Here is a 26177-nt window from a genome sequence, read left to right as displayed (position 1 = left end):
GATAACAAGGCAAAAATTTTGTTATTTAGTTGTTCTAAATGAAAAATTTTCAACGCCGTTAGCGTCATATTTGCTCCGTCAAATTGAACAGGTATTTAGTGAAATTGGTATAATTCCTCAGCGACGCTCATTTCTCTCACAAAAGGTGATGTTCGTATGTACCTTGATACGTTAAAACAAACTGGAGACTTCCTGACTCTGACTCGCAAAAACGAGTTTTCCTTAGCGGCTGAGCAATTTACGCTGAGCAACGGCACTTTGGTTGAAGTAAAAGACACTGGCGTTATCCAGTTCACGCCTGCCACTTATGGTAACAAAGACATCGTGTTGTCGAGCGCGGTGCATGGCAATGAAACCGCTCCCATCGAAATATGCGACGAGTTTATTCAGGATGTGATCCTGGAGCGTATTGAACTGGCACATCGTGTGTTATTTGTATTCGGAAACCCTAAGTCCATCAATATCGCAGAGCGTTTTGTGGACGAAAACCTGAACCGATTGTTCAACGGTGCTCACGAAAACCGCACCGAAAACCCTGAGCAGATCCGCGCTGCAAAACTTGAAGGCTATGTGCGCGACTTTTTCACCAGCGTCCCTGAGGGGCGTTATCGCTGTCACTATGATCTGCACACTGCAATTCGTGGCTCCAAAAACGAGAAATTTGCAGTTTATCCATTCCTGCATGGAAAGCCTTGGAAGAAGTCACAACTGCAATTTATGCTGGCCTGTGGCGTCAATACTATTTTGATGATGCGCTCAGCAGCAACCACCTTCAGCTACTTCTCATCGTTTCAGTTTGGTGCTGATGCCTTCACGGTTGAGCTGGGGCAGGTGAAACCTTTTGGCGAGAATGATATGTCACGCTTTACCGCAGTAAAACAAACGCTAAAAGCATTAATTAGCCAGAAAAGTATCGAATTTGGTGAGTTTAATGCAAATGATTTCGAGTTGTTCCAGGTGCATCGTACGATAAACCGCACCTGTGAGGCGTTTTCATTCCCATTCCCTGATTCTGCGGTAAATTTCACCGGTTTTGCTAAAGGTGAATTGCTCGCAACCGACGGTGATAAGGACTACTTTGCAGAAGTTGAGGGCGAAGCCATCATTTTCCCGAATGCTAAAGTCGCGCTCGGTCAGCGTGCATTACTGACTGTGATCCCGCTGGAAGTAGACGAAAACTTCGTATAACTCTTTGTAAATAAAGCGCTTAATAAAGCGTATCAAAAACTTTCCACCGCAAAATGTGCAAATTAACGGTTATTCATCTAGGATTAGTTGAATAACCGTTTACGTTAACGTAAAGTGGCAAAAGCTTTAATTTAATTAATTTGCATTTACCGCACTAATTATTCAAATCTCTAACCGCGGATCCGGCCCATTTTAAGCGGCTTTGGCGTTGCAAATTAGTTATGACAACAAGAGAAGGTAGGTTATGACTAACCCCAATAACATATCGTTGAATATCAGCCATGCGCTCGAATTTATCGATGGCCATGCGCTTAACATCCCGACGCTGAAAATTCTCAGCGAAGACGGTGAGATTTTGGACGGTGCAACTGCACCTGAGTTAGACAAAGACACGGCGTTGCGTATTTATTCTACCATGCGTTTTATCCGCCTGCTGGATGAACGTATGCAGGCGGCTCAGCGTCAGGGTCGGATCAGCTTTTATATGCAGTGTCTTGGTGAAGAGGCTGCGATTACCGCCAGTGCGGCTGCGCTAAAACAAGAAGACATGATCATGGCACAGTATCGCGAGCAAGCGGCACTGCACTATCGTGGATTCTCGCTTGAGCAGTTTATGAACCAGCTGTTCTCTAACGAGAAAGACTTGGGTAAAGGTCGTCAGATGCCAGTTCATTATGGCTCAAATGAATTACACTACCTGACTATTTCATCGCCACTGGGCACACAGATCCCGCAAGCGACGGGCTATGCGTACGGCCAGAAATTGAAGCATATCGATGCACAAAGCGGTGAACTAAGCAGCGAAATTGACAACGTCACTATTTGTTACTTTGGGGAAGGTGCCGCGTCGGAAGGTGACTTCCACGCAGGTTTGAACATGGCCGCAGTGCATAAGGCACCGGTACTTTTCTTTGCCCGTAACAATGGTTACGCCATCTCTACGCCAGCTGATGAACAATTTAAAGGCGACGGTATTGCCTCTCGCGGTGTCGGCTACGGCATTAAGACCATTCGTGTCGACGGAGCGGATACATTAGCGGTGTATGCGGCAACGCAAAAGGCCCGTGAAATTGCAGTAACGACAGGCGAGCCGGTATTGATCGAATCAATTGCTTATCGTTTAGGGGCGCACTCTACGTCGGACGACCCGTCGGGCTACCGTACTAAAGACGAAGAAGCCGAGTTTAAGTCAAACTGTCCGGTTGCACGTTTCAAGGCCTGGTTGCTAAAACAGGGCTGGCTAAACGAAGAAGAAGACGAAGCACAAAAAGACAAGATCCGTGAAGAGATCCTCGCGGCGCTGAAAGTGGCGGAAAAAGTTCAAAAACCGGCACTGGAAGAGCTTGTTTCTGATGTTTACGATACGCCTATCCCGGCACTACAAAAACAATACGAAGAACTTAAAGAGCATATTAAACAGCATCCGGATGCGTATCCAATCACGGCTGGGAGGATAAAATAATGGCTAAAATGAACATGCTGCACGCCATTAATTCGGCGCTAGACATCACCATGGCAGAGCACCCGCAGGCCTGTATTTTTGGTGAGGATGTGGGTTACTTTGGCGGTGTATTCCGTGCCACTTCAGGATTACAGGAAAAATACGGTAAACACCGTGTGTTTAACACGCCACTGACTGAACAGGGGATCCTGGGTTTTGCTAATGGTTTGGCGGCTTTCGGTGCGCCTGCACTGGCTGAAATCCAGTTTGCTGACTACATCTTCCCGGCGTTCGACCAGATAGTAAACGAATCGGCCAAGTTCCGTTACCGCTCTGGTAATGAGTTCAATGTCGGCAATCTGACCATTCGCACACCTTATGGTGGTGGTATTGCAGGTGGTCTGTACCACTCACAATCACCCGAAGCTTATTTTGCTCATACGCCAGGTCTGAAGCTGGTCGTGCCGCGTAATCCATATCAGGCGAAGGGCCTGCTACGCGCATGTATCAAAGACGATAACCCGGTGATTTTCTTTGAACCAAAGCGTTTGTATCGCGCGTCTACGGGTGAAGTGCCTGAGGGTGATTACACCATTGAAATTGGTAAAGCCGAAGTAGTGAAAGAAGGTAAAGACGTGACACTACTTGCCTGGGGTGCACAGATGGAGATCATTGAGCAGGCAGCAGCCAAGGCGGAAGAAGCCGGGATCAGTTGTGAAGTCATTGACTTGCGCTCAATCTTACCTTGGGATGTTGAGACCATCGCTAAGTCTGTAACTAAAACCGGTCGCCTGGTTATCAGTCACGAAGCACCGATCACGAATGGTTTCGGCGCTGAAATCGCAGCAACTATCCAGAAAGAGTGTTTCCTGCATCTTGAATCGCCTATCGAGCGTGTTTGTGGCCTGGATACACCTTATCCGCTGGCGCTGGAAAAAGAGTATGTACCGGATGCACTTAAAGTATTCGCTGCAATTAAGAAGTCAGTAGAGTTTTAAGGGACGGATCATGTCTAAAGAATTTATTTTACCGGATATCGGCGAGGGGATCGTCGAATGTGAACTGGTCGAATGGCTGGTGAATGTTGGTGATGAAGTAAAAGAAGATCAGCCTATCTGTGATGTAATGACAGATAAGGCACTGGTCCAGATCCCGGCTGTACATAACGGCGTGATCACCCAATTACATTATGCAAAAGGCGATATTGCTAAAGTTCATGAGCCTTTGTTTGCAATGGATGTTGCCGGCGAAGCGCCTGCTCCAGCCAGTAATGCCAGTGACAGCGGTTCAGCGCCAGCTGCATCTGCTGCGCATTTGGAAGACTTTATTTTGCCGGATATCGGTGAAGGCATTGTTGAGTGTGAAATCGTCGAGTGGTTGGTCGCAGAAGGCGATGAAATCAAAGAAGATCAGGCTGTGTGTGATGTGATGACAGACAAAGCTCTGGTGCAAATCCCAGCCAAGTACGATGGTGTGGTTGAAAAGCTGTATTATCAAAAAGGCGATATTGCGCAGGTGCACAGTCCGTTATTCCAGATGCGCTTAGGTGCCGATCATAGCCCGAAACAAGACGAGCTGGCGGTCCACAAGCCACAGCCTGTTAGCGAAAGCAAAGCGCCGTCTGCACAACCAGCTACAGCGACTAAAGTGAATGACAAAGCCGTCGCCTCGCCAGCGGTCAGACGCCGTGCGCGCGAGATGGACATCGACATCACTCAGGTACCAGGCTCAGGTAAAAACGGTCGTGTATTCAAAGAAGACCTCGAGCGCTTTGCACAAGGTGGCACTGTGGCCGCTCAGTCGACTACGCCTGCTCAGACCGAACAATCAACACCGGCACCAGTAGCATCAGGTGGAACTCGTATCGAGTCAATCCGTGGTATGAAAGCTGCGATGGCCAAGCAGATGGTCGCGTCGGTTTCAACTATTCCGCATTTCACTTACAGTGATGAGATTGATCTGACGGACCTGATCGCATTGCGCAAATCGCTAAAAGATCAGTATGCAAAGCAGGGCATTAAACTCACAATGATGCCATTCTTTATCAAGGCGTTATCACTGGCGATTAAAGAGTTCCCAATTCTTAATTCGCAGGTCAACGACGACTGCACAGAGATCACTTACTTTGACGACCATAATATCGGTATGGCGGTCGACAGCAAGCTTGGGTTGTTGGTACCAAACATTAAACAGTGTCAGAACAAATCGATTGTAGATGTCGCTGAATCGGTAACACAGCTTACGGATGCTGCGCGTGAGGGACGAGTTTCTCCTAATGACCTCAAGGGCGGCACGATCTCAATTTCGAACATCGGCGCAATCGGCGGTACTACGGCCACACCTATCATCAACAAGCCAGAAGTGGCCATCGTTGCACTGGGTAAATTACAGCATCTGCCACGTTTTGATGATAAGGGCAATGTCGTATCACGTGCGATTATGCAAGTGAGCTGGTCTGGCGATCACCGTGTTATTGATGGCGGAACGATTGCAAGATTCAACAATTTGTGGAAGTCTTACTTAGAGGAGCCGGCTAAAATGATGATGGCGATGCGCTAATCATCGCTTTTTGCTAGTTTCTTACTTGTTGTAAAGGGCCTTTACGGCCCTTTTTTAATGCTCCCGCCGATAAAAAACCAAAAAGCACGTACTGGCTTTGCGAGATGGATTTTCGTTGATCCGGGGATATCGCTTATGCGTATTACAAGTCAGATTTAACTGTTTGGCCTGATTTTATGATGCAAAGCGTGCAATTGGCACTTTTTCCACTACCTGTATTTCTCCTGCCTGGTGGCGTCACTCGGTTGCGGATCTTCGAGCAAAAATATTTGCGCATGGTGAAAGAAGCCGGCGATGAGCGTCACTTTGCACTTAGTTTGTACAAGTCTGCGACTGAATTTCAGACTGCACCCTGGGCAAGTTGGGTGGAAATCATTGATTTCGGCTCCGCGCAAGATGATATTCTAACCATCGACGTACGTTCTAAGGGTTTGCTGGATGTGACCGAAGTTTGGATGGACGCTGACGGATTACGCCAAGCTCGCTTTGATGTAAGACCACACTGGTCGTGCTCTGAACTGGCACCCAGATATCAACACATTAGCGATGAGCTGCTGCGTATATTCAAACAAAACCCCGAACTGGCTGCGTTATACCCGGAACCCCGATTTGAAGATGCTGCATGGGTAGCCGGACGTTTCTTGGAGATTTTACCGTTTTCTCCGGAGCATAAAGAGGGCTTTTGCGAGCCAGGAACATTGCCTCAGGCACTGAAATTCCTTGATACCATTTTAACGGGTCAGGACGACTGATATATTCGTCAGCATGTGTGATCCAAATCTATTTGTTCGACGTATAACGTGTGTAGAAATAAAAAATCCGTTTTTAAACTTCCATTATGTATGGATGTGAGCTAATGATAGAAAAAAGCCGTCAGCAAAGTACCGAAACGCCACAGGGGTCAGTTATGAAAGACGTTGCTGCTACACAAACTTCGGAGCAACGTCTGCTCAGTCCCGAGCAACAGGCGCAGTTGTGCGACTGGATGCACCGCATTGCCAAACAAAGGGACAGAAAAGCATTCGCCTGTTTATTCAAGTGGTTTGCACCCAAGGTGTTGCACCTGGGTCGCCAACGCTTTGGCGATGCAAGCCAGGCACAGGAGCTGCTTCAGGAGAGCATGGCTAACGTGTGGCGAAAAGCCCATTTGTTTAATGCCGAAAAAGGCGCTGTAACCACTTGGATTTATACTCTGGTGCGGAATCAGTCCTTCGATATGCTGAGAAAGATGCAGACCAACCGCGAGGACAATCTTAGTGAGGACATCTGGCAGCAACATAGCAACGAGCGCGATGACAGTGCTGAATTTTCCGATCATTTGTTGGACAGGCAGCTCGTAGAGTATGTAGAAAAGCTACCTGAAGAACAAAAAAATGTAGTGAAAGGCATTTATTTTCAGGAGTTGAGTCAGGAAGAGCTGGCAAATCAACTTGGCATACCTTTGGGCACCGTAAAATCCCGACTGAGACTGGCACTGGGCAAACTGAAAGCACATATGGGGGAGCACCATGATTAAATATCACCCATCCGAACACATTCTTCAATCTTATGTTCAGGGAGAACTGTGCGCGTCACTCAGTGTGGCTGTGAGTATGCACGTGGCTATGTGCCCGCAATGCCAGCTGCTGACTAGTCAGTTTGAAGCAAGCTGTGCGCATAGCTTTGCTGGTGAAGATATGGATCTGCAAGGTGACGAAAACTGGGACGATTTAATAGCTCAGATTACAGAAGACACGCAGTTTACAGACCAGCCTGCTCCTGCACCTCTTGAAATTGAAGTGAAAGGAGAGCAATTTGTGTTGCCATCCAGTCTGCAGAATGTTGGATTGAGTGGTTGGTTGAAGTTGGGCAAGCTTTCTCGCTCACGGCTCAATCTGGGCGACGGTAAGCTGCATGCCAGTTTGTTGCACATTGAAAAGGGCGGCAGTGTACCTCAGCATACCCACAAGGGCTTTGAGCTGACATTACTGCTTTCCGGTACATTCAAAGATGAAATGGACAGTTACGTTCCGGGCGACTTTATTATGCTAGATGGTAGCCATGAACATTCACCTGTTGCGACTGAGTCTTGCTTGTGCTTTACACTTGCCGACGATGCGTTGCACTTTAGCCAGGGCCTGAGCCAATTGTTTAACCCCATAGGTAAGTTGATCTACTAAATCAGCATTAAGTCTTATTTTAATTCCTCCTTCGACTTGAGCACAAAGCCAGCCTTTGTGCTTTTTTCATTTATAGGGTGCTGATTTCAAGCGCTTTATCAGAAAAGCTGCTAATGTTCTAGGAATAACTTGTGCGTCCATCTGATATCAGCCGGTATCAGCGTAAAAGGTTACCCCAGACTCAGAGAGTTTGATCTGATGTCAGTCTGACCCCGTATAACAAGGCATAGTATCAAAAAGGACAAAGTAATGACCGAACAACCAGACTGGCTAAGCAACTTTGTAAGGATTTACAATAAGCTGGACAAAGAAACCTTGCACTTGCTGGAAGAAATTTATCACCCTGATATCCAGTTTAGCGATCCGCTACATGGCATTAATGGACTGAGCAACCTCAGCACATACTTTTCCGATATGTACAGCAATGTGATCAGCTGTCAGTTTGATATTCACCATAGTCTGTCGCAAGGCGACCAGGCCGCGCTTTACTGGACCATGCGCTATCGGCATAACCGGTTGGGAAAAGGCCGGGAGATAAGCGTAGAAGGCCATTCTTACCTAAAAATACAGGACGGCAAAGTGATTCTACATCGAGATTACTTCGATGCAGGCAGCTTGCTGTACGAACATATCCCATTGATGGGAGTGGGTGTACGTTGGCTCAAAGCCCGTATTTCTGGTGAGCAAACCAGCGGTGTAAACAACAAAGGAGCACAGGCATGCCCGAAATTTTGATAACGGGGGCAAGCTCCGGAATAGGGCTCGCGCTCGCCAGACGCTATCTTAATGCTGGCTACAAAGTGCATGTGTGTGGTCGTAGTAAAGAAAAACTTCAATCGGTTCTGCCTGAATCTGAACAAGTCCGACATGTATGTTTTGACCTTAATGATAAGGCTGCCATTTTTGAGGTGGCAGACAAACTGCCACACCTGGATGGGATTATCCTTAACGCCGGTGGCTGTGAATACATAGACGACGCGAAACAATTCGATTCTGAACTGTTCGAGCGGATCATCCGCGTTAACCTGATCTCAGTCGGCTACTGTCTGGATGCCTGGCTTGGCAAGCTACGTGACCCTTCCTTTTTGGTGTTTGTCAGTTCATCGGCAAGTTTCCTGCCTTTACCTCGTGCTGAGGCTTACGGTGCTTCAAAATCGGGACTTACCTATCTTGCTAAGACACTCGATGTGGATTTGGCCGGAAATGGCATTCAGGTCAGCGTCGTACACCCCGGCTTTGTTGATACCCCGCTAACACAAAAAAACGACTTTCCAATGCCTTGTCAGATAACCAGCGAACAAGCCGCGGAGCGTATCTTTCAAGGGGTAGAAAACAAACAGTTTGATATTCACTTTCCTCGCAGGTTTACCTACCTGCTTAAATTTTTTGGTTGGTTGCCGCATAACGTTTGGCGACATGTTGCGGCAAAATGGATAAAAAGATGAAAAAAATAGCCGTCATTGGTAGTGGCGTTTCAGGTATGGTCTGTGCACGTTTGCTCAGTACCCAACACGACGTACATTTGTTTGAAAAAAGAGACCGCCTTGGTGGCCACACTGCCACAAAAGAGGTTGAGTACCAGGGCCAAACCTATCAGGTTGATACCGGGTTTATTGTTTATAACGACCGAACTTATCCAAACTTCATTAAGTTAATGGACAAGCTGGGGATCCAGGGCAAGGCCACTGAAATGAGTTTCAGTGTGCATAATAAAGACACCGGGTTGGAATACAACGGTCACGACCTTAATACCTTGTTCGCCCAACGGCGTAACTTAGTTCGCCCTAAATTTTGGCGCCTGATCCGCGAAATCGTACGCTTCAATAAAACGGCCAAACAGCGCTTCGCGGATGATGACTTTTCTGCGAACGAAACACTGGGTAGTTTTCTTGACGAGCAAAACTTCAGCGAATTTTTTGCTGAACATTATATTTTGCCGATGGGCGCTGCTATCTGGTCTACCAGCTTACAGAAAATGAAGGAATTCGAGCTCAAATTTTTTGTCCGCTTTTTTTATCATCACGGCTTACTCAATATCAGCGACAGGCCCCAGTGGTATGTGATCCCAGGTGGCTCCAAGCAGTATATTGCGCCGCTGTTAAGTGGCCTGGAGGCCAATATCCATCTTGATGCAGACATCAAAAAAGTGACCCGAGAAAACGGCCGTGTTCAGCTGCACTTCGCTGATTCCGTCAGTGAGTTTGATGAGGTGGTACTGGCGTGTCATAGCGATCAGGCGCTCAACTTGCTCGGCGATGCCAGCGCAGAAGAGCGCAGTGTGCTGTCGGCGATCCCTTACGCAAAAAACAGCGTGATTTTGCATACTGATACGGGATTGCTGCCGAAGCGTCGTCTAGCCTGGGCTGCCTGGAACTACTTGCTCGACAACAATGAATCTCGCCCTGCGGCAGTGACATATAACATGAACATATTGCAGGGTATCGAGGCGCCATGCACCTTTTGTGTGACGCTGAATCAGCCGATCGATGAAGACAAGGTGATCGGTCAATATCAATACGCGCATCCGGTGTTTAATACCCAAAGTATGGCGGCTCAACAGCTTCGCAAGGAAATTTGTGGACTTCAGCATACTCATTTTGCGGGCGCCTATTGGTACAACGGTTTTCACGAAGACGGCGTGCGCAGTGCGGTTGATGTGGCAGCACGGTTCGGCATTAGCCTGGATGACCTGTAATGAGTGACACGCAGCACAGTTCGCCCTTATATGTAGGCCAGGTCAGGCATCGGCGCTTTGCTCCTGTGCCTCATGGCTTTTCCTATCGCCTTTATATGCTGTGCCTGGATCTGGATGAAAACACCTTTGTGCAAAAAGGTAGAGGACTCATTGGTCCCCAGTGGTATCGGCCCATTCGTTTTTGCCAACAAGACTACCTAAAAGGTGATCCTGGCACACTGCAACAACGTATAAAAAACAAAGTCATAGAACTTGGCGGGCAATGGCCCGGAGGTCGCGTAAAAGCACTGGTTCAGGGGCGTTGTCTGGGATTATATTTCAGCCCGCTTAATGTGTACTTTTGTTACGACGAACAGGGCAAATGTAACCTGATGCTGGCAGAAGTAAGCAATACCCCATGGAATCAGCGACATTATTATCTGGTCGATATCAGTCAGGCACACAGAACCGACAAGGTATTTCATGTGTCGCCATTTATGACTCTGGATATGCAGTATTTGTGGCGTGTTAGTGCACCGCCAGCACAAGGGTCGGGGCGATTACTTGTGCACATAGAAAACCACGCTACGGCCGAACATGAGTATAAGCAAAAGGGCGCTTTACAAGACGACAAGCTGTTTGATGCCACTATGGCACTCAAGTCAACACCTTTGTCGGTTAAAAGCCTGTTGGGTCTGGGCCTGTGTTTGCCCTCTATGACATTGAAAATATGCCTGGCGATTTACTGGCAGGCACTCAAACTTTGGGTGAAGCGTGTACCTTTCATACCGCACCCTGAAACGCATTCTAACTGTAATAAAGCGAAGTGATACATGGAACAAAATAGCCAAACCATCTCTAAGCCTGCCACGGTATCTTGGTGGCACCAGTTGATGATTAATAAAGCCAGAGCGTTCATTTTTAAGCTACTGAAAAATCTCGAGCATGATCGGCTAGAGATCATAGAAGGAAGCGAGAAAGTGTTACTGGGTGCGATGCAACCACGGCTCCAGACGACCATCTTCGTGAGCGATCCCAGCTTTTATATTGATGTGCTCAAAGGGGGGGGGATCGGTGCGGCTGAAGCTTTTATCGATGGAAAGTGGGACGCCCCGGAGCTGACCAAAGTGATCCGTATATTTGCCTGCGCTCAGTCTCAGTTAGATGAGCTAGAGGGGAAAATGTCTTGGCTTACTTCGCTTAAAAATAAGGTATTTCACCTTGGCAACCGCAACAGCGAATCAGGCTCTAAGCAAAATATCCTTGCCCATTATGATTTGAGCAACGATTTGTACCAGGCTTTCCTGGATCCAACCATGATGTACTCCAGTGCTGTGTTTGAGACGTTGGATCAGTCGCTTGAGCAGGCCCAGCACAACAAACTGAAGGTCATTTGTGACAAGCTTGAACTGAGCCCTGAAGACCATCTGTTGGAGATTGGCACTGGCTGGGGCGCACTGGCCATATTTGCAGCACAAAATTACGGCTGTAAAGTTACAACCACTACCATCTCAGATGCCCAGCACGATTTTACCGCACAGCGAATTAAAACGGCCGGTCTGGATGCGCAAATTACTTTGCTGAAGCAGGATTACCGGTTGCTGGAAGGTAAATTCGACAAACTGGTGTCTATTGAGATGATAGAAGCGGTCGGACATAGTTATATGGCGGGCTTTTTTGCCAAGTGTAGTAGTTTGCTAAAAGACGATGGCTTAATGTTACTTCAGGCTATCACTATTTCAGATGGGCGCTATGACCACTACCGAAACAACGTCGACTTTATTCAACGCTATATTTTTCCTGGTGGGTGTCTTCCGTCAGTTGCGGTGATGTCTGCGCATCTGGCTACTCAAACAGACATGGTTGTGCGCGACATCGATGACATTGGCCTGCATTATGCGCAAACACTTAAGCGCTGGCGATTGCAGTTCGAGCAAAACTGGCAACAGATCCGTACCTTTGGTTTCGACGAGCGTTTCAGGCGTCTGTGGCTCTTTTATTTGCAGTATTGTGAGGGCGCCTTTCTTGAGCGAGTGATCAGCACGCATCATTTCGTTGCCCGTAAGCCCAGATATGTTGGGGTCAACGATGCGCAATTTCTGGTTAATTAATCTTGTCATTTTTCAATCTGTCTGGTGGCTGAGTGCACTGTTCACTCACCAGGCAGTCATCGCAGTAGTCGTTATCATGGCACTGCATTTTGCACTTTCACCTAGCAAAAAAGCAGATGTAGTCAGTTTAACGATTTTACCTGTGGGGTTAGTGGCCGACCAAACGCTTGCCGCTTTTGGAGTTATCTCCTTTGTTGGTGGTCAGCTTTGGCTACCACTGTGGTTAGCGTTATTGTGGGCGCATTTCCTGTTAACTTTGAATCACAGCCTTAGTTGGCTGGGGCGCTTTAATGTGGGCGTTCAGGCCATGATAGGCGCGGTTTTTGGTGCCCTAAGCTATATCGGTGGCATCAAGTTGGGGGCACTCAACAGTCCATTGTCTCTTATTGATGTGTTTTTAGTGTTCGCTGTTGTTTGGGCGATTGTTTTACCCCTTGTGGTTTATCTAAATACACGCCTGAATACGCAATCGGGAGTCCAACATGTTTAGACGATCATACACAAAGCTATTGGTGTCAGCGGCCATATTCGTATCGGTACAGGCGAGTGCATCAACAGCCACGCAACTGCCAAAGCTTGAGCTAAGTGGCACTGCAGAATTGCGATATCTGTTTTGGGACATATACTCCGCTGCGCTTTATACATCAGGGGGGACGTATCAGGAAACAGAGTTTCCGCAAGTACTCAAGTTGACCTACAAGCGTGATATTGAGGCGCAAGAGCTGGTCGATGCAACCCGAGAGCAATGGCAAAAACAAAAACTTGAGCTGGATAACCGCGAACAATGGCTCAGACAGCTTGGTCAACTTTGGCCTGATATCCGCAAAGGGAATCAACTGATCTTAGTGGTTGATGCTGACCAACAGAGCCGTTTTTACTTTCGCCCTGCGCCACCAGAGACGTTGACACCATCTCTGTCAGAATCTGCACTTAAAGAATCTGCTCGATTTCTTGGTGCGATTAATGACCGTGCTTTTGGCCCTGCATTTTTGGGGATCTGGTTATCTGAAAAAACCACAGAGCCCAAGCTGAGAAAACAGCTTATAGGGAAAAGGTAAATTACAATGAAATTACTAACGACTATTGTGCTGATGTTGCTATTGAGTGGTTGCACCAGCAAAACGATTGCGGACTACAGTGATACCAAGCCTGAACTCGCATTAGAGCAATTCTTTGAGGGAGAGCTGACAGCTTATGGGATAGTGCTGGACCGCAGTGGTAACTTGACCCGGCGCTTTGAGGCCGACCTGATTGGTACCTGGCAGGGTAATAAAGGCGAGTTAAAAGAGTGGTTTCGATTCGACGATGGAGAGAAATCGACGAGAGTATGGCAGCTGGAGAAAACCGCAGATAATCGCTATAAAGGCACTGCGGGAGACGTTATTGGTGTTGCGCAAGGCGAAACAGCTGGCTCTGCTTTGTACTGGCGATATCAACTGGAGATCCAATATCAGGGCAAGCCACTGGAAGTCACCCTGGATGACTGGATGTATCTGATCAACGAAAAACGATTATTCAATCGTACAGAAATTATCAAATGGGGCTTCAAAGTTGGCGAAGTGATTCTGATCATCGAAAAACATGAAATCTAGTTTTTAGCACCGCTTCATTTGTCACCATGTAATTAAAAAGGCCTGCGTCTGCAGGCCTTTTGCTTTTACTATACAGCAAAGTAGTACAGGCCATATCCGACAAGCAGCGCGGGTATAGCGGAATAAACTGTTGCCAAAACAGCCGCCCCTGGTGCCAGCGCAAGGGCAGGAAACAGCGCGTCACCATCGTTTGCAACCGCATTTGCCGCCAGTGCACTGAAAGGTAAAATCCCCTGAATGTATAGAGTGGTCACCACTATTTGTGGCCCACAGCCAGGTAGCAACCCAATGGCAACCGCGATAAGGGGGGCAAATACTGCGTATTCAGTAAACCAGGCAGCCAGATCCAGGCCAAACAGCGCCACAGACAGCTCGTAGAGCATAAAGCTGGCAACAACCCAGGCGGTGACAAAGTGGGTGTCGTGTATGACTTTAGCCAGTTTGGATGGGGGATCCTGTTCATCATCTTCAGCTGTGACTTCGCGGTAACTTTGCCCCTTTGAAGAAAGTGCCCAGATAGTGAGGGCAAATATGGCTAAGGCAGCGCCAGCAAGTTCTACAGGCTGTGTGAAGACGCCCAGGTTTGTGTTAAACGCAATCAGCAACGCAATGATTAGACTGGGTATAAGCGCCCAGCGCCAGACTGGCTCACTAAAGCGAATGGCAGCAGAAGGTGCTTTGCATTGTATGGCGTTTTTGCTTTGCAAGTTTGGCTGGCAAAACTCAGGCTTATGGAGCAAGTTTACAGTCAAACCACTGGCAATGCCTACAGCGATACCTAAAGCGATAATTATCAACCCTTCGAGAGGTTGTTTTGCCAAGAGTAAAAAAGCAGCATCCCCCATGGTGGCCGTTAGTACAGCAACCACAGAAGCAAAGCTTGCCTGTCCTTTGGTAAACTGCGTGACCACTATGATTGCGCCGCCGCAGCCCGGCAGTGCACCCAGCACCGCTGCCATTGCAATTTCCAGTACAGGGGACTTGGCTTTCAGGTAACTGAGTTCCAGTTGAGGTAATCTGTCGATTAAAAAATAATAGATTGCCAGTGTAACTGCAACAAACACACTTACCTGAAAAAATGCGTCGGCGAGTGTTGCGATAGTAAGGGCGCGCAGAGGCTCAAAGGCGACAGCCAGGCAGAGCAAAAATGGCAGTAACAATCGTTTGTTAGCCAGCAAGGAGGAGAGTGCGGATCTGCTTCTGGTTGTTACAGAATAGGATTGTGAGAGCATAAAAGTGCAACCGATTGAAAACACAGTTGCACTTTAGAATGATATTAAATGAAAATCAATATCATTTGTATTTATTTGTTGCGTTGGAACTCAGAGGTTGCTTTCCACGTAGGCCAGTCGCTCTGCTGAGAAATGTCGTAGCCAACCTGGAAGAATAACTGAAGATCCTGTACGGCACCGCTTAAGTCCCACTCATCACGGTAGCGATCACAAGGTTGGTGATAGCAGCCACGTAGCACTAAGCTCATGCGCTTACGGTATTGTGCTGTGGCTTCGTCACGCGCTTCTGTACCACCACCGGCATACATGGCCGGAACACCCATGTTGGCAAAGGCAAAGTGATCAGAGCGGTAGTAGCCGCCAGCAGCTGGGCGTGGATCGCCAGAGACAACGCGGTCTTGTGCTTGCGCTGCGGTTTCCAGCATTTCGTCCAGTGATGATTTACCAATACCCACGACGCTGATGTCTTTTACTTTACCCAGCAAGTTAAGGCTGTCCATGTTGATGTTGGCAACCGTTTTATCGGCTGGAATAACCGGGTTTGCGGCGTAGAACTTTGAGCCCAGCAGGCCTTGTTCTTCGGCGGTAACAGCCAGGAACGTGACTGAACGGTCTGGTTTAACGGGCAGCTTGCTGAACGCTTCAGCTACTTCGATCATGCCACCTGTGCCGGTTGCATTGTCGTGAGCACCGTTATAAATTTTATCGCCTTTGCGGTTAGGATCTGTGCCTAAGTGATCCCAGTGAGCTGAATAGATGATGTGCTCGTCACTGTGCTTTGCGCCAGGCAAAGTCGCGATGAAGTTATAAGACGTTGAAGTGCTGATCTTACTTTTTACAGTAACAGACGCTGTTAAATCGCCCATGTCGACATGGTATGCACCAGCAGCGGCTTTTTCTTTAGCCTCGGCAAAGTCCAGGCCAGCTTTTGCAAACAGCTCTTTGGCAACATCACTGGTTACCCAGCCCTCAACAGCGACGCGGTCCATGTTGTTGTTTTCTTTCTGGAAGCCAAACTGAGGACCACTCCACGAATTCTCAACGACGCTCCAAGGGTAAGAGGCTGGTGCGGTTTCGTGAACGATAATAGCACCTGCAGCGCCCTGACGGCTTGCTTCTTCATATTTGTAAGTCCAGCGACCATAGTAAGTCATGGCCTCACCTGTGAACAAAGCAGGGTCTTTACGTGCAAAGCCCGGGTCGTTTACCAGCATGACCACAGTTTTGCCACGTACATCCAGACCTTCGTAATCGTTCCAGCCATATTCAGGTGCATTGACACCATAACCGACAAACACCAGTTCAGAATCTTTAATCGACTCTAATTTACTGATACGGCCTGTGCCCATTACCATGTCTTTTTTATATTCGTAGTCTTTACCACCAATACTTAGCGTCATGTTAGGGTCGGCTTCGATAGATACCAAAGGGACTTCCTGGAAGAAGCTGTCACCATTGCCAGGTTGGAAACCCAACTCGGTGAAATGCTTTTTCAGATAGGCCAGAGTCAGTTCTTCGCCTTTGGTGGAAGGGGCACGACCACCAAACTCGTCAGAGGCCAGAGTCTTAATGTGGGTAGCCAGTTGGTCGGCATTGATGCTGTTATAAGCGGCGGTTACATCGCCAGGCTGATTGGTTTGTGTTGCCATACAGCCAGCTAACACAGCAACAGACAGTGCGCTTAGCGCTAGTTTTAGTTTCATAGTGTTATTTATCTTCGCTTGTTGTTATATGCCGCTAGTATAACGTTTTTTACACTGATATTTCGACTTTTGGCGATAATTGACGAAATTGGCGGTTTACTAAACAAAGTAGGCTTGGGGTATTGGGTTCGGGTGAGGTAAAATGCCAGCTTTGAACACTGCCTGAGAAAGACATATCGGCAATATGAATAAATTCACCGCGCCAGAGCACTGGCATGCAGACCTGTTCAGTCAGGCACCATTTGAACATTTAGAAGAGCTATTTTCGCTCAGCCACCACACTGACTGGCCGTCATTTGACTGGCTGAATGGCCAAAAAGATCAGCAGCACAATCGGGATGTGGTATTTACACCCAACAGTGAACTGGAAGGCGAAATTCTGTATTACGAAGAGATCATTGCTCAGACAAATCGTATTCCCACCCGCGAAAATAACTGGCATGATTTTTTTGGTGCCCTTATCTGGTGCCTGTTTCCACAAACGAAGTCTTTGCTGAATCGTTTGCATATGCAGGAAATCGGCGAACATGGCCTGAAGCAGCGTAGTAAAAAGCGCAATGCGCTGACATTATTCGACGAATGCGGCGTGGTATTGGCGGTACCTGATATTAGCTGGCAAACGGCATTACGCGGCCACCAGTGGCAGGAAGTATTTTATGAATACAGCGCGATGTGGCATCACAACCTGCTACCCTTTGTATTTGGTCATGCAAACTACGAAATGCTGACCAAACCTTTTATTGGTCTTACAGGCAAGGTCATATGCATCGAAGTAGATGAAGCTTTTTATCACTTGCCTTTAAAGCTTCAGTATCGTCATTTAGACCAGAAACTGGTCGATATGATAGAACGTCAGGGGTTGCTGGACAACAATAAGCACATGTCACCTTTACCGTTACTTGGGATACCCCAATGGCATCAGGGTCAGCAGGACCTGGCTTTTTATAGCGATACCGATTATTTCCGCCCCAAACGACTACCGGCAGCAAAAAAGGACACACAGTGATACAGGTTGAGGGTTTAAAAAAACGCTTTAAGCTCAGCAGGGAGCATAACAAAAATAAAACCGGTGACGACCCCAGAGAAAGAGACGGTTACTTTCATTCGGTTGAATCTGTGTCGTTTCAGTGTCAAAAAGGGGAAGTATTGGGGTTACTCGGCCCTAATGGGGCTGGTAAAACAACCACGCTCAGGTTGCTGTCCACGGCACTGTCTCCTGACAGCGGGGCCATCATTGTCGCCGGGCAAGATATCGTCAAAAACCCGCTACATGGCAGGCGTCATATCGGCTTTTTGTCTGGCACTACCGGCTTGTATGGGCGCCTGAGTGCAAAAGAAAATGTCGAGTACTTTGCCAGATTACATGGCCTTAGAGGCAAAGAGTTAAAGGCCCGCTGTGAACTATTGTTCGAAACACTGGATATGACTTCGTTTTTGGATAAGCGTTCAGACAGCTTATCTACCGGTATGAAACAGAAAACCAGCATTGCTCGTGCGGTAGTTCATGACCCACAGGTGGTCATTCTGGACGAGCCAACAACCGGTCTGGATATTATGACCAAGCAAACGTTACTGTCTTTTATCAGGCAACTAAAAGAGCAGGGCACGCCGGTCATATTCTCTACGCATCACCTTGATGAAATCGATATGTTATGTGATCGGGTGTGTGTGATTGACAAAGGCATCAGCTGTTTTGAAGGCAGCCTAACCGCTTTTCGCGAGCAGGGGCAAAACGGCGAACTCAATCAGGCGTTTTTAACTATCATTCAGGGAGAGCAATATGTTTGAGGTCATGATCAAGGAGCTGCGTGAATTACTAAGAGACCGCAAAACATTGTTTTTTGTGATTGCGCTTCCCATCGTTATCTTCCCTGTTTTATTAGCTTTTGTCGCTTTTCTGACTTCCAAGGCAGCCTTAGAGGCAGAGCAAAAGGTTCATACGTTTTATGTGGTTAACGAGGACTTTGCCCGTCCTTTCGCCGAGACCTTGTTCTATCATCGCAGTTTTAAACGCTATGAGGGCGATACTAAGCTCGACAGTGTTGACGCACTCAGTGATGCTGTCAGAAGAGGTATTATTGACGTGGGGATCTACATTCCGTCAATTCCCCAGGAACAGTTGACTCAGGGTGAACAAACCCGGTTTCAGGTGGTCTTTAATGATGCGCAGTCTATTAATTTTATTTATGGCCGGATAAAAAAGGCCATTGACGAGTATTCGGCCAAACTGACAGAGCAGGCTCTCACTGAACTGGGTGTTGAAGCGAATAAACAAGCGGCTGTACTTAAACCTGTAATAATGGAAAAGGTGGACACGGCTGACAGGCGCGAAAACATTGGTGAGAAAATCGGTGCGTTTATTCCCTACATGCTGATCCCGCTGGTATTGATGGGCGCCAGTTACCCGGCAATTGATCTGGGTGCTGGTGAGAAAGAGCGCGGTACGCTGGAAACCTTACTACTGACACCGCTGACTCGCACTCAATTGGTGCTGGGCAAGTTTCTGACCATTCTTATTAGCTCTATTGCCTGTGCCTTGGTCACTGTGTCTAGCATGGCCATCTGGATTGGGATTGCCAGTGGGTTTGGTACATTGGATCCTATTCTGAGTGCATTTTCGAGTGTCACACAGTGGGATTTTCTGCTGATTTTTGCCCTGTTATTACCCGTTGCCATGATGCTGTCGTCTCTGGTACTGGCGATTTCCATTTATGCTCGCAGCTTTAAAGAGGCGCAAAATTACATGGGACCGCTGAGCATGTTAGTGTTTGTGCCTATTGTGGTTTCCGTCTTGCCGAATATGACATTAAATGCTAAAACCGCTTGGATCCCAATCACTAATGTGGCGCTGGCCATCAAGGAAATTGTTAAAGGGACGGTTGATTACCAGGCGGTGGCTTTGATCTTCTTAGCTTCAACTCTGCTCGCTGCGGCTCTGTTGGGTTGCTGTGTACGCTGGTTCAGTCGCGAATCCGTATTATTCAGATAAATTAGTAGCATGGTTAACGCCATGCTACCTCATGCGGTAATTCAGGCTGCCTTGACATCCTCAGGGGAGGCAGCTTCAGGCTCGACCACGGTCAACACCTTCTTAATGTCAGACCAATGCAGTAATTCAATTCGGCCTTGTTCATTTTCTACCAGCGCAGTACAGTTTTCTATCCAGTCGCCATCATTGCAGTACACGATACCATCCATGACAGCAATTCTAGGTTGATGTATGTGACCGCAAATAATGCCATCAACACCACGTTTTTTTGCTTCGTGCACCGCTGCTTGTTCAAAAGCATGGATTGCTTCACGGGCTTTATGAACCCGGTTTTTTAACCACGAAGCCAAAGACCAATAGTGCCCGCCATAAAGCCTGCGCACTCGATTGGTCCAGCGGTTAAGAAACAGCAAGAAATCATAGGCTGCATCGCCTATGATGCTGATCAGCTTGTTATAGCGGGTTGCTGAGTCAAAATCATCACCATGTAATAACAAAAATTGTTTGCCCGCTGATGTGGTATGAATATAGGTTTTGTGTACTTCAACATGAAACAGGGTTTTACCTACGTAATTGCGAAAAGTTTCATCGTGATTACCGGGAATGTAAATGACTTTAGTGCCATTTTCTGCCTTGCGTTGAATACATTCGAGTACCTGGTAATGACTGGAGTGCCAGAAAAACTGCCTTTTGAGTGACCACAGGTCTACGATATCACCGACAAGATATAGGGTGTCGCAACGTGTGCTGTTCAGAAAGTCCAGCAAAAACTCGGCTTTGCAGTCTTTATAGCCCAGGTGTACATCAGAGATCCAAATTGTTGGATAGTAGGTTTGTGTCATAGCCATACTCTCGAGCGTAATAAACCCTAAGTTAGAGACGAGGGATGACAAAAACAGGGCAGTTAAGAGAAGCTATTGTGACAGTGAGGATAAAGCAGAGCACAGCTTAGTGTGCTCTGCCGGAGAAGGGGTTATTTACCCAATGCTTTGGCGATCTCAGCTACCGCAGAGTCAATGTCCAGCATCAGTTTTTCACCAGTACGACGGTTTTTAAGCTCAACCTGATTGTTATCCAGGTTACGCTCGCCGATCACCAGTGTAAATGGCACGCCCAATAGCTCCATGTCGTTAAACATCACACCCGGACGCTCTTTACGATCGTCGAATAGTACTTCAACACCAGCCGCTTGCAGGTCAGTATAAAACTTCTGTGCAATATCCGGGATGCGATGCGATTTATGCATATTCATTGGTACGATAGCCAGCTCAAACGGCGCAATGGCCTGTGGCCACTTAATACCGTAATCGTCATTATTCTGCTCGATGGCAGCTGCAACGATACGCGAAACACCAATACCGTAACAGCCCATGGTCATGACCTGGTTTTTACCACTTTCACCTAGTACGCCAGCACTCATGGCTTCTGAGTACTTAGTGCCTAGCTGGAAAATGTGACCAACTTCAATACCACGTTTGATCTGCAGCGTGCCTTTACCACACGGACTTGGATCGCCTTCAACTACATTGCGCAGATCTGCAACCGTATAGTCTGTAACATCACGATCCCAGTTAATACCGCTGTAGTGAACGCCATTTTTGTTCGCACCTGCAACGAAGTCTGCCATGACAGCAGCGCTGCGATCGACGATAACAGGCATGCTCAGACCAACCGGGCCCAGTGAACCAGGCTTAGCGCCAATGGCTGCAACTATGTCTTCTTCTTTGGCCATTTCCAGCGGCGAATCAACCAGAGGTAGTTTCTCAGCTTTAAGCTCATTCAACTCGTGATCGCCACGCAGAATAAGCGCAACCAGGCCACGCTTATCGTCTTCGTCCGGCGCGCCGTAGACTATCAGAGTCTTCACGCCACGATGTGGTTTAACACCGTGCTTTTCTTTAAGCTCGGCAATGGTGTTTGCTTCAGGCGTATCGAAAGTATTCAGTTCTTTCGAAGGCTCAGGGCGAGACTCAGAGGGCGCAACGGCTTCGGCCTTTTCGATGTTAGCGGCATAATCACTTTCAGTGCTGAAAGCGATGGCATCTTCACCCGATTCAGCCAAGACGTGGAACTCATGCGACACACTACCACCGATAGAGCCTGTATCTGCGATAACCGGGCGGTAATCCAGGCCCAGGCGTTCAAAGATATTACAGTAGGCCTGATGCATTACCTGATAGGTATTTTCCAGACACGCTTCATCCAGGTGGAAAGAATAAGCATCTTTCATGGTGAATTCACGGGCACGCATTACACCAAAACGAGGGCGTACTTCGTCACGTACTTTGGTTTGAACCTGGTATAAGGTTAGTGGCAGTTGTTTGTAGCTGCTGACTTCGCGACGTACCAGATCAGTGATCACTTCTTCGTGGGTCGGACCCAGTGCGAACGGACGATTGTGTCTGTCATTGATACGCAGTAGCTCAGGACCAAATTGCTCCCAACGACCCGATTCTTGCCATAAATCGGCGGGCTGAATGATGGGCATCAGCATTTCAATGGCGCCGGCTTTGTCCATTTCTTCACGGACGATTTTTTCTACTTTACGCAGTACTTTCAGGCCGGAAGGTAACCAAGTGTATAAACCGGAGGCTAATTTGCGGATCATGCCCGCGCGTAACATCAGCTGATGGCTGATCACTTCTGCATCTGCAGGCGTCTCTTTTTGAGTCGCTAAAATATATTGACTGGTACGCATACTTGTTCCGTTCAATTGATGATTACTCAGGCCTCGGCCCAAGTAGTCATACGTTGTTGTAGTATTTTTGTCGGGTTAGTTTAACAGTGCTAAAACCGCTTAAAAAGCTTTATTTATCGCGTAAAAAGCGACAGTTCAGGTGGCTGAGGGATTTTTGTTCAATCCGACTCCGCCTGGGCCACTTCAAGCACATGATTGTGTTCGCCATCTACTTGCCAGCGAATATTAAAGTCATACAGGTTCATGCCATAGTTTTGCGGATTTTCCTGTTTTTTCTTATATGCAGGGCGAGGGTCTTGTTTGAGCACGTTACTAATAAAGTCCCTTAAATTCGGGTAATCGCCCTGTTTAGAGATAAAATCTTCGGCCTGTTCACTAAAGGTGACCGTCATTTGCGTCTCAGGGCGGGTGTCTGCAAAACCCGCGGCAGCATCTGTTAGGGCATCTGAATAGGGCAAATAGGGTTTAATATCGACAATCGGCGTGCCGTCGAGTAAGTCTATTCCAGATAACAGTAGTGCGAGTTGACCATTTTTGTACTCAACACCTTCAAGCTTTACGGCACTCATACCAATGCCATTTGGTCTGAAGGTGGCGCGGGTCGCGAATACGCCTTTGCGCGCATTCCCGCCTAACCTTGGCGGTCGTACCAAAGCAGAATACCCTTTGTCGGCGGTCTCGTGAAAGCGGAATAACAACCACAGGTGGCTAAACTCCTCAATACCGCGTACAAACTCTTCTCGGTTAAAGTCTGCACAGAATACCAGCTTAGCTTTGGCTTCTGGTACCAGGCGAGGTTGTCTTGGAATGGCAAACTTTTGTTTGTAGGGTGAATGGATCACACCAATGGGCTGTATATCGAAGTGCACACAATATTCCGGCTAGTAAATTTGCGCGTATTGTAGCGATCTAAAAGCGTAGTAACAAATGGAACTGACTCTGAGCTGTAATCCTGTGTAATTCCCCAGTTTGCTGTTTGTAGCTAGGATCGGGTTATTACATAATGTATTGGTTTGAAAATGTTTAGTATAGAAAGTGCTCCGCAGTCTGAGCAAAAAGGTCGCCTTGTCTCCAATATGATGGAGCCGACATACAGTCGTCTGGTCAGTAGTATTTGCCGTCGGGTTTTTACCGAGCAGTCTCCGGTCATGCCTTTAGTCGTGGAGCAGCTCTGTAAACGTCGTGTGTTTTTACAACCATTATTTGCAGGAGTAGGAGATGGGACGGTCCGGGCTACTCAACTCAATTCGGCACTGCAATGCGAAATCGAGCTGGTTGTGAGTAAAGTCATGTCGCAATGTGATATGCCGCGCCACGAGCTTATCAGGCAAACAAATACAACAATGTTCGAGCTGGCCAGGCAAGCTATCTAATTATTATCTACAACGTCCGGGGCTGCGTTATCCAGGTGTATCATCAGTTTGTCCAGGTTCTTACGAACCTGCTCGCTGCATTTATCCAGCTCAAAGCGCACGCCCAGCAAACAATCTTGCTCAGGACCCTCGTTTGCTTCTATACGCACAATCGACCCATACAAAGGGGAAATACTCAAAGCGTGAGAGCCGTTAAAGTTGTCAAAGCTCAGGTTGAATTCGGTGGTTTTGTATAGTTTAAGCGCGTCCACATAATCTGAATAAACCTGCATACCGGTGTGGCTGATGTTATTTACCTTGGCCTCAAGCAGGGCGTCGGATGCAACAATACGCAATGCGTGTGATGGCAAGGCAGAATGGCGCACCGAGTTACGTTTACAAGCACCATTCCAGGATTTATTTACCGCAGCTTCAAGTTTTTCTGCCCTAAACGGTTTGACGACAAAGTGGCTAACGCCATTTTTAATCGCGGTGATCACAAAATCGCGCTCACCGTTCGAGGTCATCATGATAAAAGGCAGGTCTTTAAATTTGGCGCTATTACGGACCCGGTAGAGCAGCTCTTCGCCATTCATTTCAGGCATTTGCCAGTCAGAAATAATAATGTCGATGGGTTTTGACTCGAGGATCTGAAGTGCTTGCTTGCCATTAGTTGCCATGATCACCTGATCTGACCCCAAACGTGTCTTTATGATATTGCGTACGACATTGCGCACTGCGGTACAATCGTCAACCACTAAAAACCGGACATTTCTCACTACTATTTGCTCTTTATTTGACCATAATTTAAGTCGGCGGCAATCATAGCACAGCTCTTACCAGCTGGTAAGAGCTAGATTGGATAAATTTAAACCGTTCCAAAGTGAGTGACTTAAATACAAGAAGTTACCCGAAATGTGAATAACTGTTGTGATATGGCGCACAAAGTTACAGTTGCTCACAAGGCCCTCACTGAGATTTGCATGTTTTTATCACATTATGAGTACGTGGAGTTCAAGGGGAAGTCAGCGCATTCGCTTAGCTGTTATCGGCAGCCTCCCGAACTTTCAATCTCAGCGCAATAACACTTTTAGAGACTAGGAGCTCATAATGATCGGGATATTTAAAAACTCAGTGGCCATGGCTGGCGGTTTATTTCTGGGCCTGGCAAGCATGTACGGTAACGCCTCCGAACAAGGGCAGGATGATTGGGAAGTAAAAATTGGTGCAGGTGTTTTAGTGGCAGATTTGCCCTGGAAAGGAGTTGGCAACGAAATGGCGATAGTGCCCATGGCCGACATCAAAAAAGGTAACTGGTTTTCCAATGAAAACAGCACCATCGGTTATCAGTTTCTTAATTTGAATGATACTTTTACCGCCTACGCAGGCCTTGGCTATCGCAACGAAGGGTATGATAGTCTGTTTGGTAACACCAGCTCAGATAGCAAGGTGTTTGACGGCTATGACGCACCTGAGGGTGAGGTAGTGTTGAACTATGGCGCCAGGTTCTTATGGTTTGGCGTATCTGGACATACCGATTTGTCCAACGAATCAGACGCCACCAATTTTGCACTCAGTGCGGAAGTTCCATTGTATGAGAGTGCCTATGGATTTGGTATTTCGGCGCAGGCACAGGTACGCTGGTTGGATTCCGATTACGTGAATACCGTATACGGGATCAGCGGTAAAAATATCAATGCATCAGTTGGACGGACAGCGTATCAGACTGATGACAGTGCGGTGAACGTCACGTTTGGTTTAAATGCTTACTACCAGCTGACGCCAGAAATCACTCTGATAGGCAGCGTAAGCAGAACAGAACTGGATAGCGTCATTAGCAAGAGCCCTCTGGTGGGTGACGATACGATGGATGTGGCCTTTATCGGCGCTCTGTACACCTTTTAAGCGTACTTATCACACTTGCAAAACGCCACACACTGGATCAGTCACCCTGGTCCAGTGTGTTTTGTAATAACGACTCAGTTTGAATCGCAATTTCTTTCATTTTAATGGCATATTGCTCCAGCGCTTTTTGCTCCTGGGTTTTAGCTTCATACTTGGCAACCGGAATAGGGTAGCCGGCTTGGTCCATGGCAATAAAGCTGATGATGCAATGATTGGTTTCGACCATGTGTTGCTTTTGTGGGTCGCCACAACGTACCTGAATAAATATCTGCATACTGGTTTTACCGGTATGGGCAATGCGTGCAGAGACTTCAACAATCTGGCCAACCAAAATAGGGCGGTGAAAACGCACGCCCGCGACGGAAACCGTAACACAATAGGCGCCACTCCAGCCTGCAGCACAGGCATAGCCCGCCTGATCTATCCATTTCATTACTACGCCACCGTGCACTTTACCACCAAAGTTCACGTCGGTTGGCTCGGCTAAAAAGCGAAACACCACTTCAGATTGCTGCGCCATAAGGCACCTCATCTTTTAAAAAACGTTTGCTTAAGTATAGAAAAAAAGGGGCAT

27 protein-coding genes are annotated in these 26177 nt (G+C 47.5%); 20 read left to right on the top strand and 7 right to left on the bottom strand.

Annotated features, from left to right (window positions below):
- Positions 1-156 precede the first annotated feature (156 nt).
- The 15 genes from astE (at position 157) to CWB99_RS03315 (ending at position 13724) form a co-directional block, all read left to right on the top strand.
- On the top strand, positions 157-1188 hold the full coding sequence (astE, locus tag CWB99_RS03385; RefSeq protein ID WP_138552450.1) for a succinylglutamate desuccinylase: 1032 nt from the start codon (positions 157-159) through the stop codon (positions 1186-1188).
- 244 nt (positions 1189-1432) lie between these two features.
- Positions 1433-2650, top strand: a complete 1218-nt coding sequence (locus tag CWB99_RS03380; protein WP_125717483.1) for a thiamine pyrophosphate-dependent dehydrogenase E1 component subunit alpha — start codon at positions 1433-1435, stop codon at positions 2648-2650.
- Complete coding sequence (locus CWB99_RS03375) at positions 2650-3627, top strand: alpha-ketoacid dehydrogenase subunit beta (protein ID WP_046004494.1); 978 nt, start codon at positions 2650-2652, stop codon at positions 3625-3627. The genes CWB99_RS03380 and CWB99_RS03375 overlap by 1 nt, the downstream gene beginning before the upstream one ends.
- Positions 3628-3637: 10 nt before the next feature.
- Positions 3638-5188, top strand: a complete 1551-nt coding sequence (locus tag CWB99_RS03370) for a dihydrolipoyllysine-residue acetyltransferase (protein ID WP_138552451.1) — start codon at positions 3638-3640, stop codon at positions 5186-5188.
- Between the two features lie 176 nt (positions 5189-5364).
- Positions 5365-5940: an LON peptidase substrate-binding domain-containing protein gene (locus CWB99_RS03365; protein ID WP_138552452.1), complete on the top strand. Its 576-nt coding sequence runs from the start codon at positions 5365-5367 to the stop codon at positions 5938-5940.
- Positions 5941-6044: 104 nt separating this feature from the next.
- Entirely contained in the window at positions 6045-6704 is a 660-nt protein-coding gene (locus CWB99_RS03360; RefSeq protein WP_052713104.1) for a sigma-70 family RNA polymerase sigma factor, read from the top strand.
- A complete protein-coding gene (locus tag CWB99_RS03355) occupies positions 6697-7347 on the top strand; it encodes a ChrR family anti-sigma-E factor (protein WP_138552453.1) in 651 nt (216 codons plus the stop codon). Before CWB99_RS03360 ends, CWB99_RS03355 begins: the two co-directional genes overlap by 8 nt.
- A 249-nt stretch (positions 7348-7596) precedes the next feature.
- A complete protein-coding gene (locus CWB99_RS03350; RefSeq protein ID WP_138552454.1) occupies positions 7597-8082 on the top strand; it encodes a nuclear transport factor 2 family protein in 486 nt (161 codons plus the stop codon).
- Positions 8067-8792: an SDR family NAD(P)-dependent oxidoreductase gene (locus tag CWB99_RS03345; RefSeq protein WP_138552455.1), complete on the top strand. Its 726-nt coding sequence runs from the start codon at positions 8067-8069 to the stop codon at positions 8790-8792. Before CWB99_RS03350 ends, CWB99_RS03345 begins: the two co-directional genes overlap by 16 nt.
- A complete protein-coding gene (locus CWB99_RS03340) occupies positions 8789-10042 on the top strand; it encodes an NAD(P)/FAD-dependent oxidoreductase (protein WP_138552456.1) in 1254 nt (417 codons plus the stop codon). Before CWB99_RS03345 ends, CWB99_RS03340 begins: the two co-directional genes overlap by 4 nt.
- A complete protein-coding gene (locus CWB99_RS03335; protein ID WP_138552457.1) occupies positions 10042-10851 on the top strand; it encodes a DUF1365 domain-containing protein in 810 nt (269 codons plus the stop codon). The genes CWB99_RS03340 and CWB99_RS03335 overlap by 1 nt, the downstream gene beginning before the upstream one ends.
- Before the next feature lie 3 nt (positions 10852-10854).
- On the top strand, positions 10855-12132 hold the full coding sequence (locus CWB99_RS03330; RefSeq protein ID WP_138552458.1) for an SAM-dependent methyltransferase: 1278 nt from the start codon (positions 10855-10857) through the stop codon (positions 12130-12132).
- Complete coding sequence (locus tag CWB99_RS03325; RefSeq protein WP_171045246.1) at positions 12110-12622, top strand: DUF2878 domain-containing protein; 513 nt, start codon at positions 12110-12112, stop codon at positions 12620-12622. Before CWB99_RS03330 ends, CWB99_RS03325 begins: the two co-directional genes overlap by 23 nt.
- Complete coding sequence (locus CWB99_RS03320) at positions 12615-13190, top strand: chalcone isomerase family protein (protein ID WP_138552460.1); 576 nt, start codon at positions 12615-12617, stop codon at positions 13188-13190. The genes CWB99_RS03325 and CWB99_RS03320 overlap by 8 nt, the downstream gene beginning before the upstream one ends.
- A gap of 6 nt (positions 13191-13196) precedes the next feature.
- Positions 13197-13724, top strand: a complete 528-nt coding sequence (locus CWB99_RS03315) for a DUF3833 domain-containing protein (RefSeq protein ID WP_138552461.1) — start codon at positions 13197-13199, stop codon at positions 13722-13724.
- Between the two features lie 68 nt (positions 13725-13792).
- On the opposite strand, the gene CWB99_RS03310 is transcribed toward CWB99_RS03315, so the two are convergent.
- Together CWB99_RS03310 and CWB99_RS03305 are read right to left on the bottom strand one after the other, a co-directional pair.
- The gene (locus CWB99_RS03310; RefSeq protein WP_138552462.1) at positions 13793-14956 is read right to left on the bottom strand and encodes a putative manganese transporter; all 1164 of its coding nucleotides are present in this window, start codon (positions 14954-14956) and stop codon (positions 13793-13795) included.
- A 71-nt stretch (positions 14957-15027) separates the two neighbouring features.
- Positions 15028-16659, bottom strand: coding sequence for a M28 family metallopeptidase (locus tag CWB99_RS03305; protein WP_138552463.1), 1632 nt, complete (start codon positions 16657-16659; stop codon positions 15028-15030).
- A gap of 184 nt (positions 16660-16843) precedes the next feature.
- Here CWB99_RS03305 and CWB99_RS03300 point away from each other — a divergent pair, with 184 nt between their 5' ends.
- The 3 genes from CWB99_RS03300 to CWB99_RS03290 are packed head-to-tail and all read left to right on the top strand — an operon-like array spanning position 16844 to position 19648.
- A complete protein-coding gene (locus tag CWB99_RS03300; protein ID WP_138552464.1) occupies positions 16844-17665 on the top strand; it encodes a DUF3025 domain-containing protein in 822 nt (273 codons plus the stop codon).
- Positions 17662-18447 carry an ATP-binding cassette domain-containing protein gene (locus CWB99_RS03295; RefSeq protein ID WP_138552465.1) on the top strand — a complete coding sequence of 262 codons (786 nt, stop codon included), beginning with the start codon at positions 17662-17664 and terminating at the stop codon, positions 18445-18447. The genes CWB99_RS03300 and CWB99_RS03295 overlap by 4 nt, the downstream gene beginning before the upstream one ends.
- Positions 18440-19648, top strand: a complete 1209-nt coding sequence (locus tag CWB99_RS03290; protein ID WP_138552466.1) for an ABC transporter permease — start codon at positions 18440-18442, stop codon at positions 19646-19648. Before CWB99_RS03295 ends, CWB99_RS03290 begins: the two co-directional genes overlap by 8 nt.
- 41 nt (positions 19649-19689) lie before the next feature.
- On the opposite strand, the gene CWB99_RS03285 is transcribed toward CWB99_RS03290, so the two are convergent.
- From CWB99_RS03285 to tsaA, 3 genes are all read right to left on the bottom strand, one after another.
- A complete protein-coding gene (locus CWB99_RS03285) occupies positions 19690-20490 on the bottom strand; it encodes a UDP-2,3-diacylglucosamine diphosphatase (protein ID WP_138552467.1) in 801 nt (266 codons plus the stop codon).
- A 131-nt stretch (positions 20491-20621) separates the two neighbouring features.
- Positions 20622-22346 (bottom strand): proline--tRNA ligase, encoded by a 1725-nt coding sequence (locus tag CWB99_RS03280; protein WP_138552468.1) that lies wholly within the window; start codon positions 22344-22346, stop codon positions 20622-20624.
- Positions 22347-22504: 158 nt separating this feature from the next.
- Positions 22505-23215, bottom strand: coding sequence for a tRNA (N6-threonylcarbamoyladenosine(37)-N6)-methyltransferase TrmO (gene tsaA / locus CWB99_RS03275; RefSeq protein WP_138552469.1), 711 nt, complete (start codon positions 23213-23215; stop codon positions 22505-22507).
- 150 nt (positions 23216-23365) lie between these two features.
- Between tsaA and CWB99_RS03270 the strand changes: the two genes are divergently transcribed.
- A complete protein-coding gene (locus CWB99_RS03270) occupies positions 23366-23719 on the top strand; it encodes a hypothetical protein (protein WP_138552470.1) in 354 nt (117 codons plus the stop codon).
- Here CWB99_RS03270 and CWB99_RS03265 read toward each other — a convergent pair.
- Complete coding sequence (locus CWB99_RS03265; protein ID WP_138552471.1) at positions 23716-24477, bottom strand: response regulator; 762 nt, start codon at positions 24475-24477, stop codon at positions 23716-23718. The two genes, CWB99_RS03270 and CWB99_RS03265, sit on opposite strands and share 4 nt — an antisense overlap.
- Positions 24478-24808: 331 nt before the next feature.
- On the opposite strand from CWB99_RS03265, the gene CWB99_RS03260 reads away from it, so the two are divergent.
- Positions 24809-25603, top strand: coding sequence for a MipA/OmpV family protein (locus CWB99_RS03260; protein WP_138552472.1), 795 nt, complete (start codon positions 24809-24811; stop codon positions 25601-25603).
- A 37-nt stretch (positions 25604-25640) separates the two neighbouring features.
- Here the strand turns inward: CWB99_RS03260 and CWB99_RS03255 are convergent, their stop codons facing one another.
- Positions 25641-26123, bottom strand: coding sequence for an acyl-CoA thioesterase (locus CWB99_RS03255; RefSeq protein ID WP_046004474.1), 483 nt, complete (start codon positions 26121-26123; stop codon positions 25641-25643).
- Positions 26124-26177: the final 54 nt, after the last annotated feature.

Source organism: Pseudoalteromonas rubra, assembly GCF_005887095.1.
In the GTDB taxonomy this organism is placed as follows: Bacteria; Pseudomonadota; Gammaproteobacteria; order Enterobacterales; family Alteromonadaceae; genus Pseudoalteromonas; species Pseudoalteromonas rubra_E.
Note: the sequence above shows the minus strand (reverse complement) of the source record. Positions and strands in the feature narration are given on the sequence as shown.

Bases quoted from the DNA above. Each gene is read 5' to 3' on its own strand.
- astE (WP_138552450.1), top strand. From the start codon at position 157: ATGTACCTTGATACGTTAAAACAAACTGGAGACTTCCTGACTCTGACT.
- CWB99_RS03380 (WP_125717483.1), top strand. From the start codon at position 1,433: ATGACTAACCCCAATAACATATCGTTGAATATCAGCCATGCGCTCGAA.
- CWB99_RS03375 (WP_046004494.1), top strand. From the start codon at position 2,650: ATGGCTAAAATGAACATGCTGCACGCCATTAATTCGGCGCTAGACATC.
- CWB99_RS03370 (WP_138552451.1), top strand. From the start codon at position 3,638: ATGTCTAAAGAATTTATTTTACCGGATATCGGCGAGGGGATCGTCGAA.
- CWB99_RS03365 (WP_138552452.1), top strand. From the start codon at position 5,365: ATGATGCAAAGCGTGCAATTGGCACTTTTTCCACTACCTGTATTTCTC.
- CWB99_RS03360 (WP_052713104.1), top strand. From the start codon at position 6,045: ATGATAGAAAAAAGCCGTCAGCAAAGTACCGAAACGCCACAGGGGTCA.
- CWB99_RS03355 (WP_138552453.1), top strand. From the start codon at position 6,697: ATGATTAAATATCACCCATCCGAACACATTCTTCAATCTTATGTTCAG.
- CWB99_RS03350 (WP_138552454.1), top strand. From the start codon at position 7,597: ATGACCGAACAACCAGACTGGCTAAGCAACTTTGTAAGGATTTACAAT.
- CWB99_RS03345 (WP_138552455.1), top strand. From the start codon at position 8,067: ATGCCCGAAATTTTGATAACGGGGGCAAGCTCCGGAATAGGGCTCGCG.
- CWB99_RS03340 (WP_138552456.1), top strand. From the start codon at position 8,789: ATGAAAAAAATAGCCGTCATTGGTAGTGGCGTTTCAGGTATGGTCTGT.
- CWB99_RS03335 (WP_138552457.1), top strand. From the start codon at position 10,042: ATGAGTGACACGCAGCACAGTTCGCCCTTATATGTAGGCCAGGTCAGG.
- CWB99_RS03330 (WP_138552458.1), top strand. From the start codon at position 10,855: ATGGAACAAAATAGCCAAACCATCTCTAAGCCTGCCACGGTATCTTGG.
- CWB99_RS03325 (WP_171045246.1), top strand. From the start codon at position 12,110: ATGCGCAATTTCTGGTTAATTAATCTTGTCATTTTTCAATCTGTCTGG.
- CWB99_RS03320 (WP_138552460.1), top strand. From the start codon at position 12,615: ATGTTTAGACGATCATACACAAAGCTATTGGTGTCAGCGGCCATATTC.
- CWB99_RS03315 (WP_138552461.1), top strand. From the start codon at position 13,197: ATGAAATTACTAACGACTATTGTGCTGATGTTGCTATTGAGTGGTTGC.
- CWB99_RS03310 (WP_138552462.1), bottom strand. From the start codon at position 14,956: ATGCTCTCACAATCCTATTCTGTAACAACCAGAAGCAGATCCGCACTC.
- CWB99_RS03305 (WP_138552463.1), bottom strand. From the start codon at position 16,659: ATGAAACTAAAACTAGCGCTAAGCGCACTGTCTGTTGCTGTGTTAGCT.
- CWB99_RS03300 (WP_138552464.1), top strand. From the start codon at position 16,844: ATGAATAAATTCACCGCGCCAGAGCACTGGCATGCAGACCTGTTCAGT.
- CWB99_RS03290 (WP_138552466.1), top strand. From the start codon at position 18,440: ATGTTTGAGGTCATGATCAAGGAGCTGCGTGAATTACTAAGAGACCGC.
- CWB99_RS03285 (WP_138552467.1), bottom strand. From the start codon at position 20,490: ATGACACAAACCTACTATCCAACAATTTGGATCTCTGATGTACACCTG.
- CWB99_RS03280 (WP_138552468.1), bottom strand. From the start codon at position 22,346: ATGCGTACCAGTCAATATATTTTAGCGACTCAAAAAGAGACGCCTGCA.
- CWB99_RS03270 (WP_138552470.1), top strand. From the start codon at position 23,366: ATGTTTAGTATAGAAAGTGCTCCGCAGTCTGAGCAAAAAGGTCGCCTT.
- CWB99_RS03260 (WP_138552472.1), top strand. From the start codon at position 24,809: ATGATCGGGATATTTAAAAACTCAGTGGCCATGGCTGGCGGTTTATTT.
- CWB99_RS03255 (WP_046004474.1), bottom strand. From the start codon at position 26,123: ATGGCGCAGCAATCTGAAGTGGTGTTTCGCTTTTTAGCCGAGCCAACC.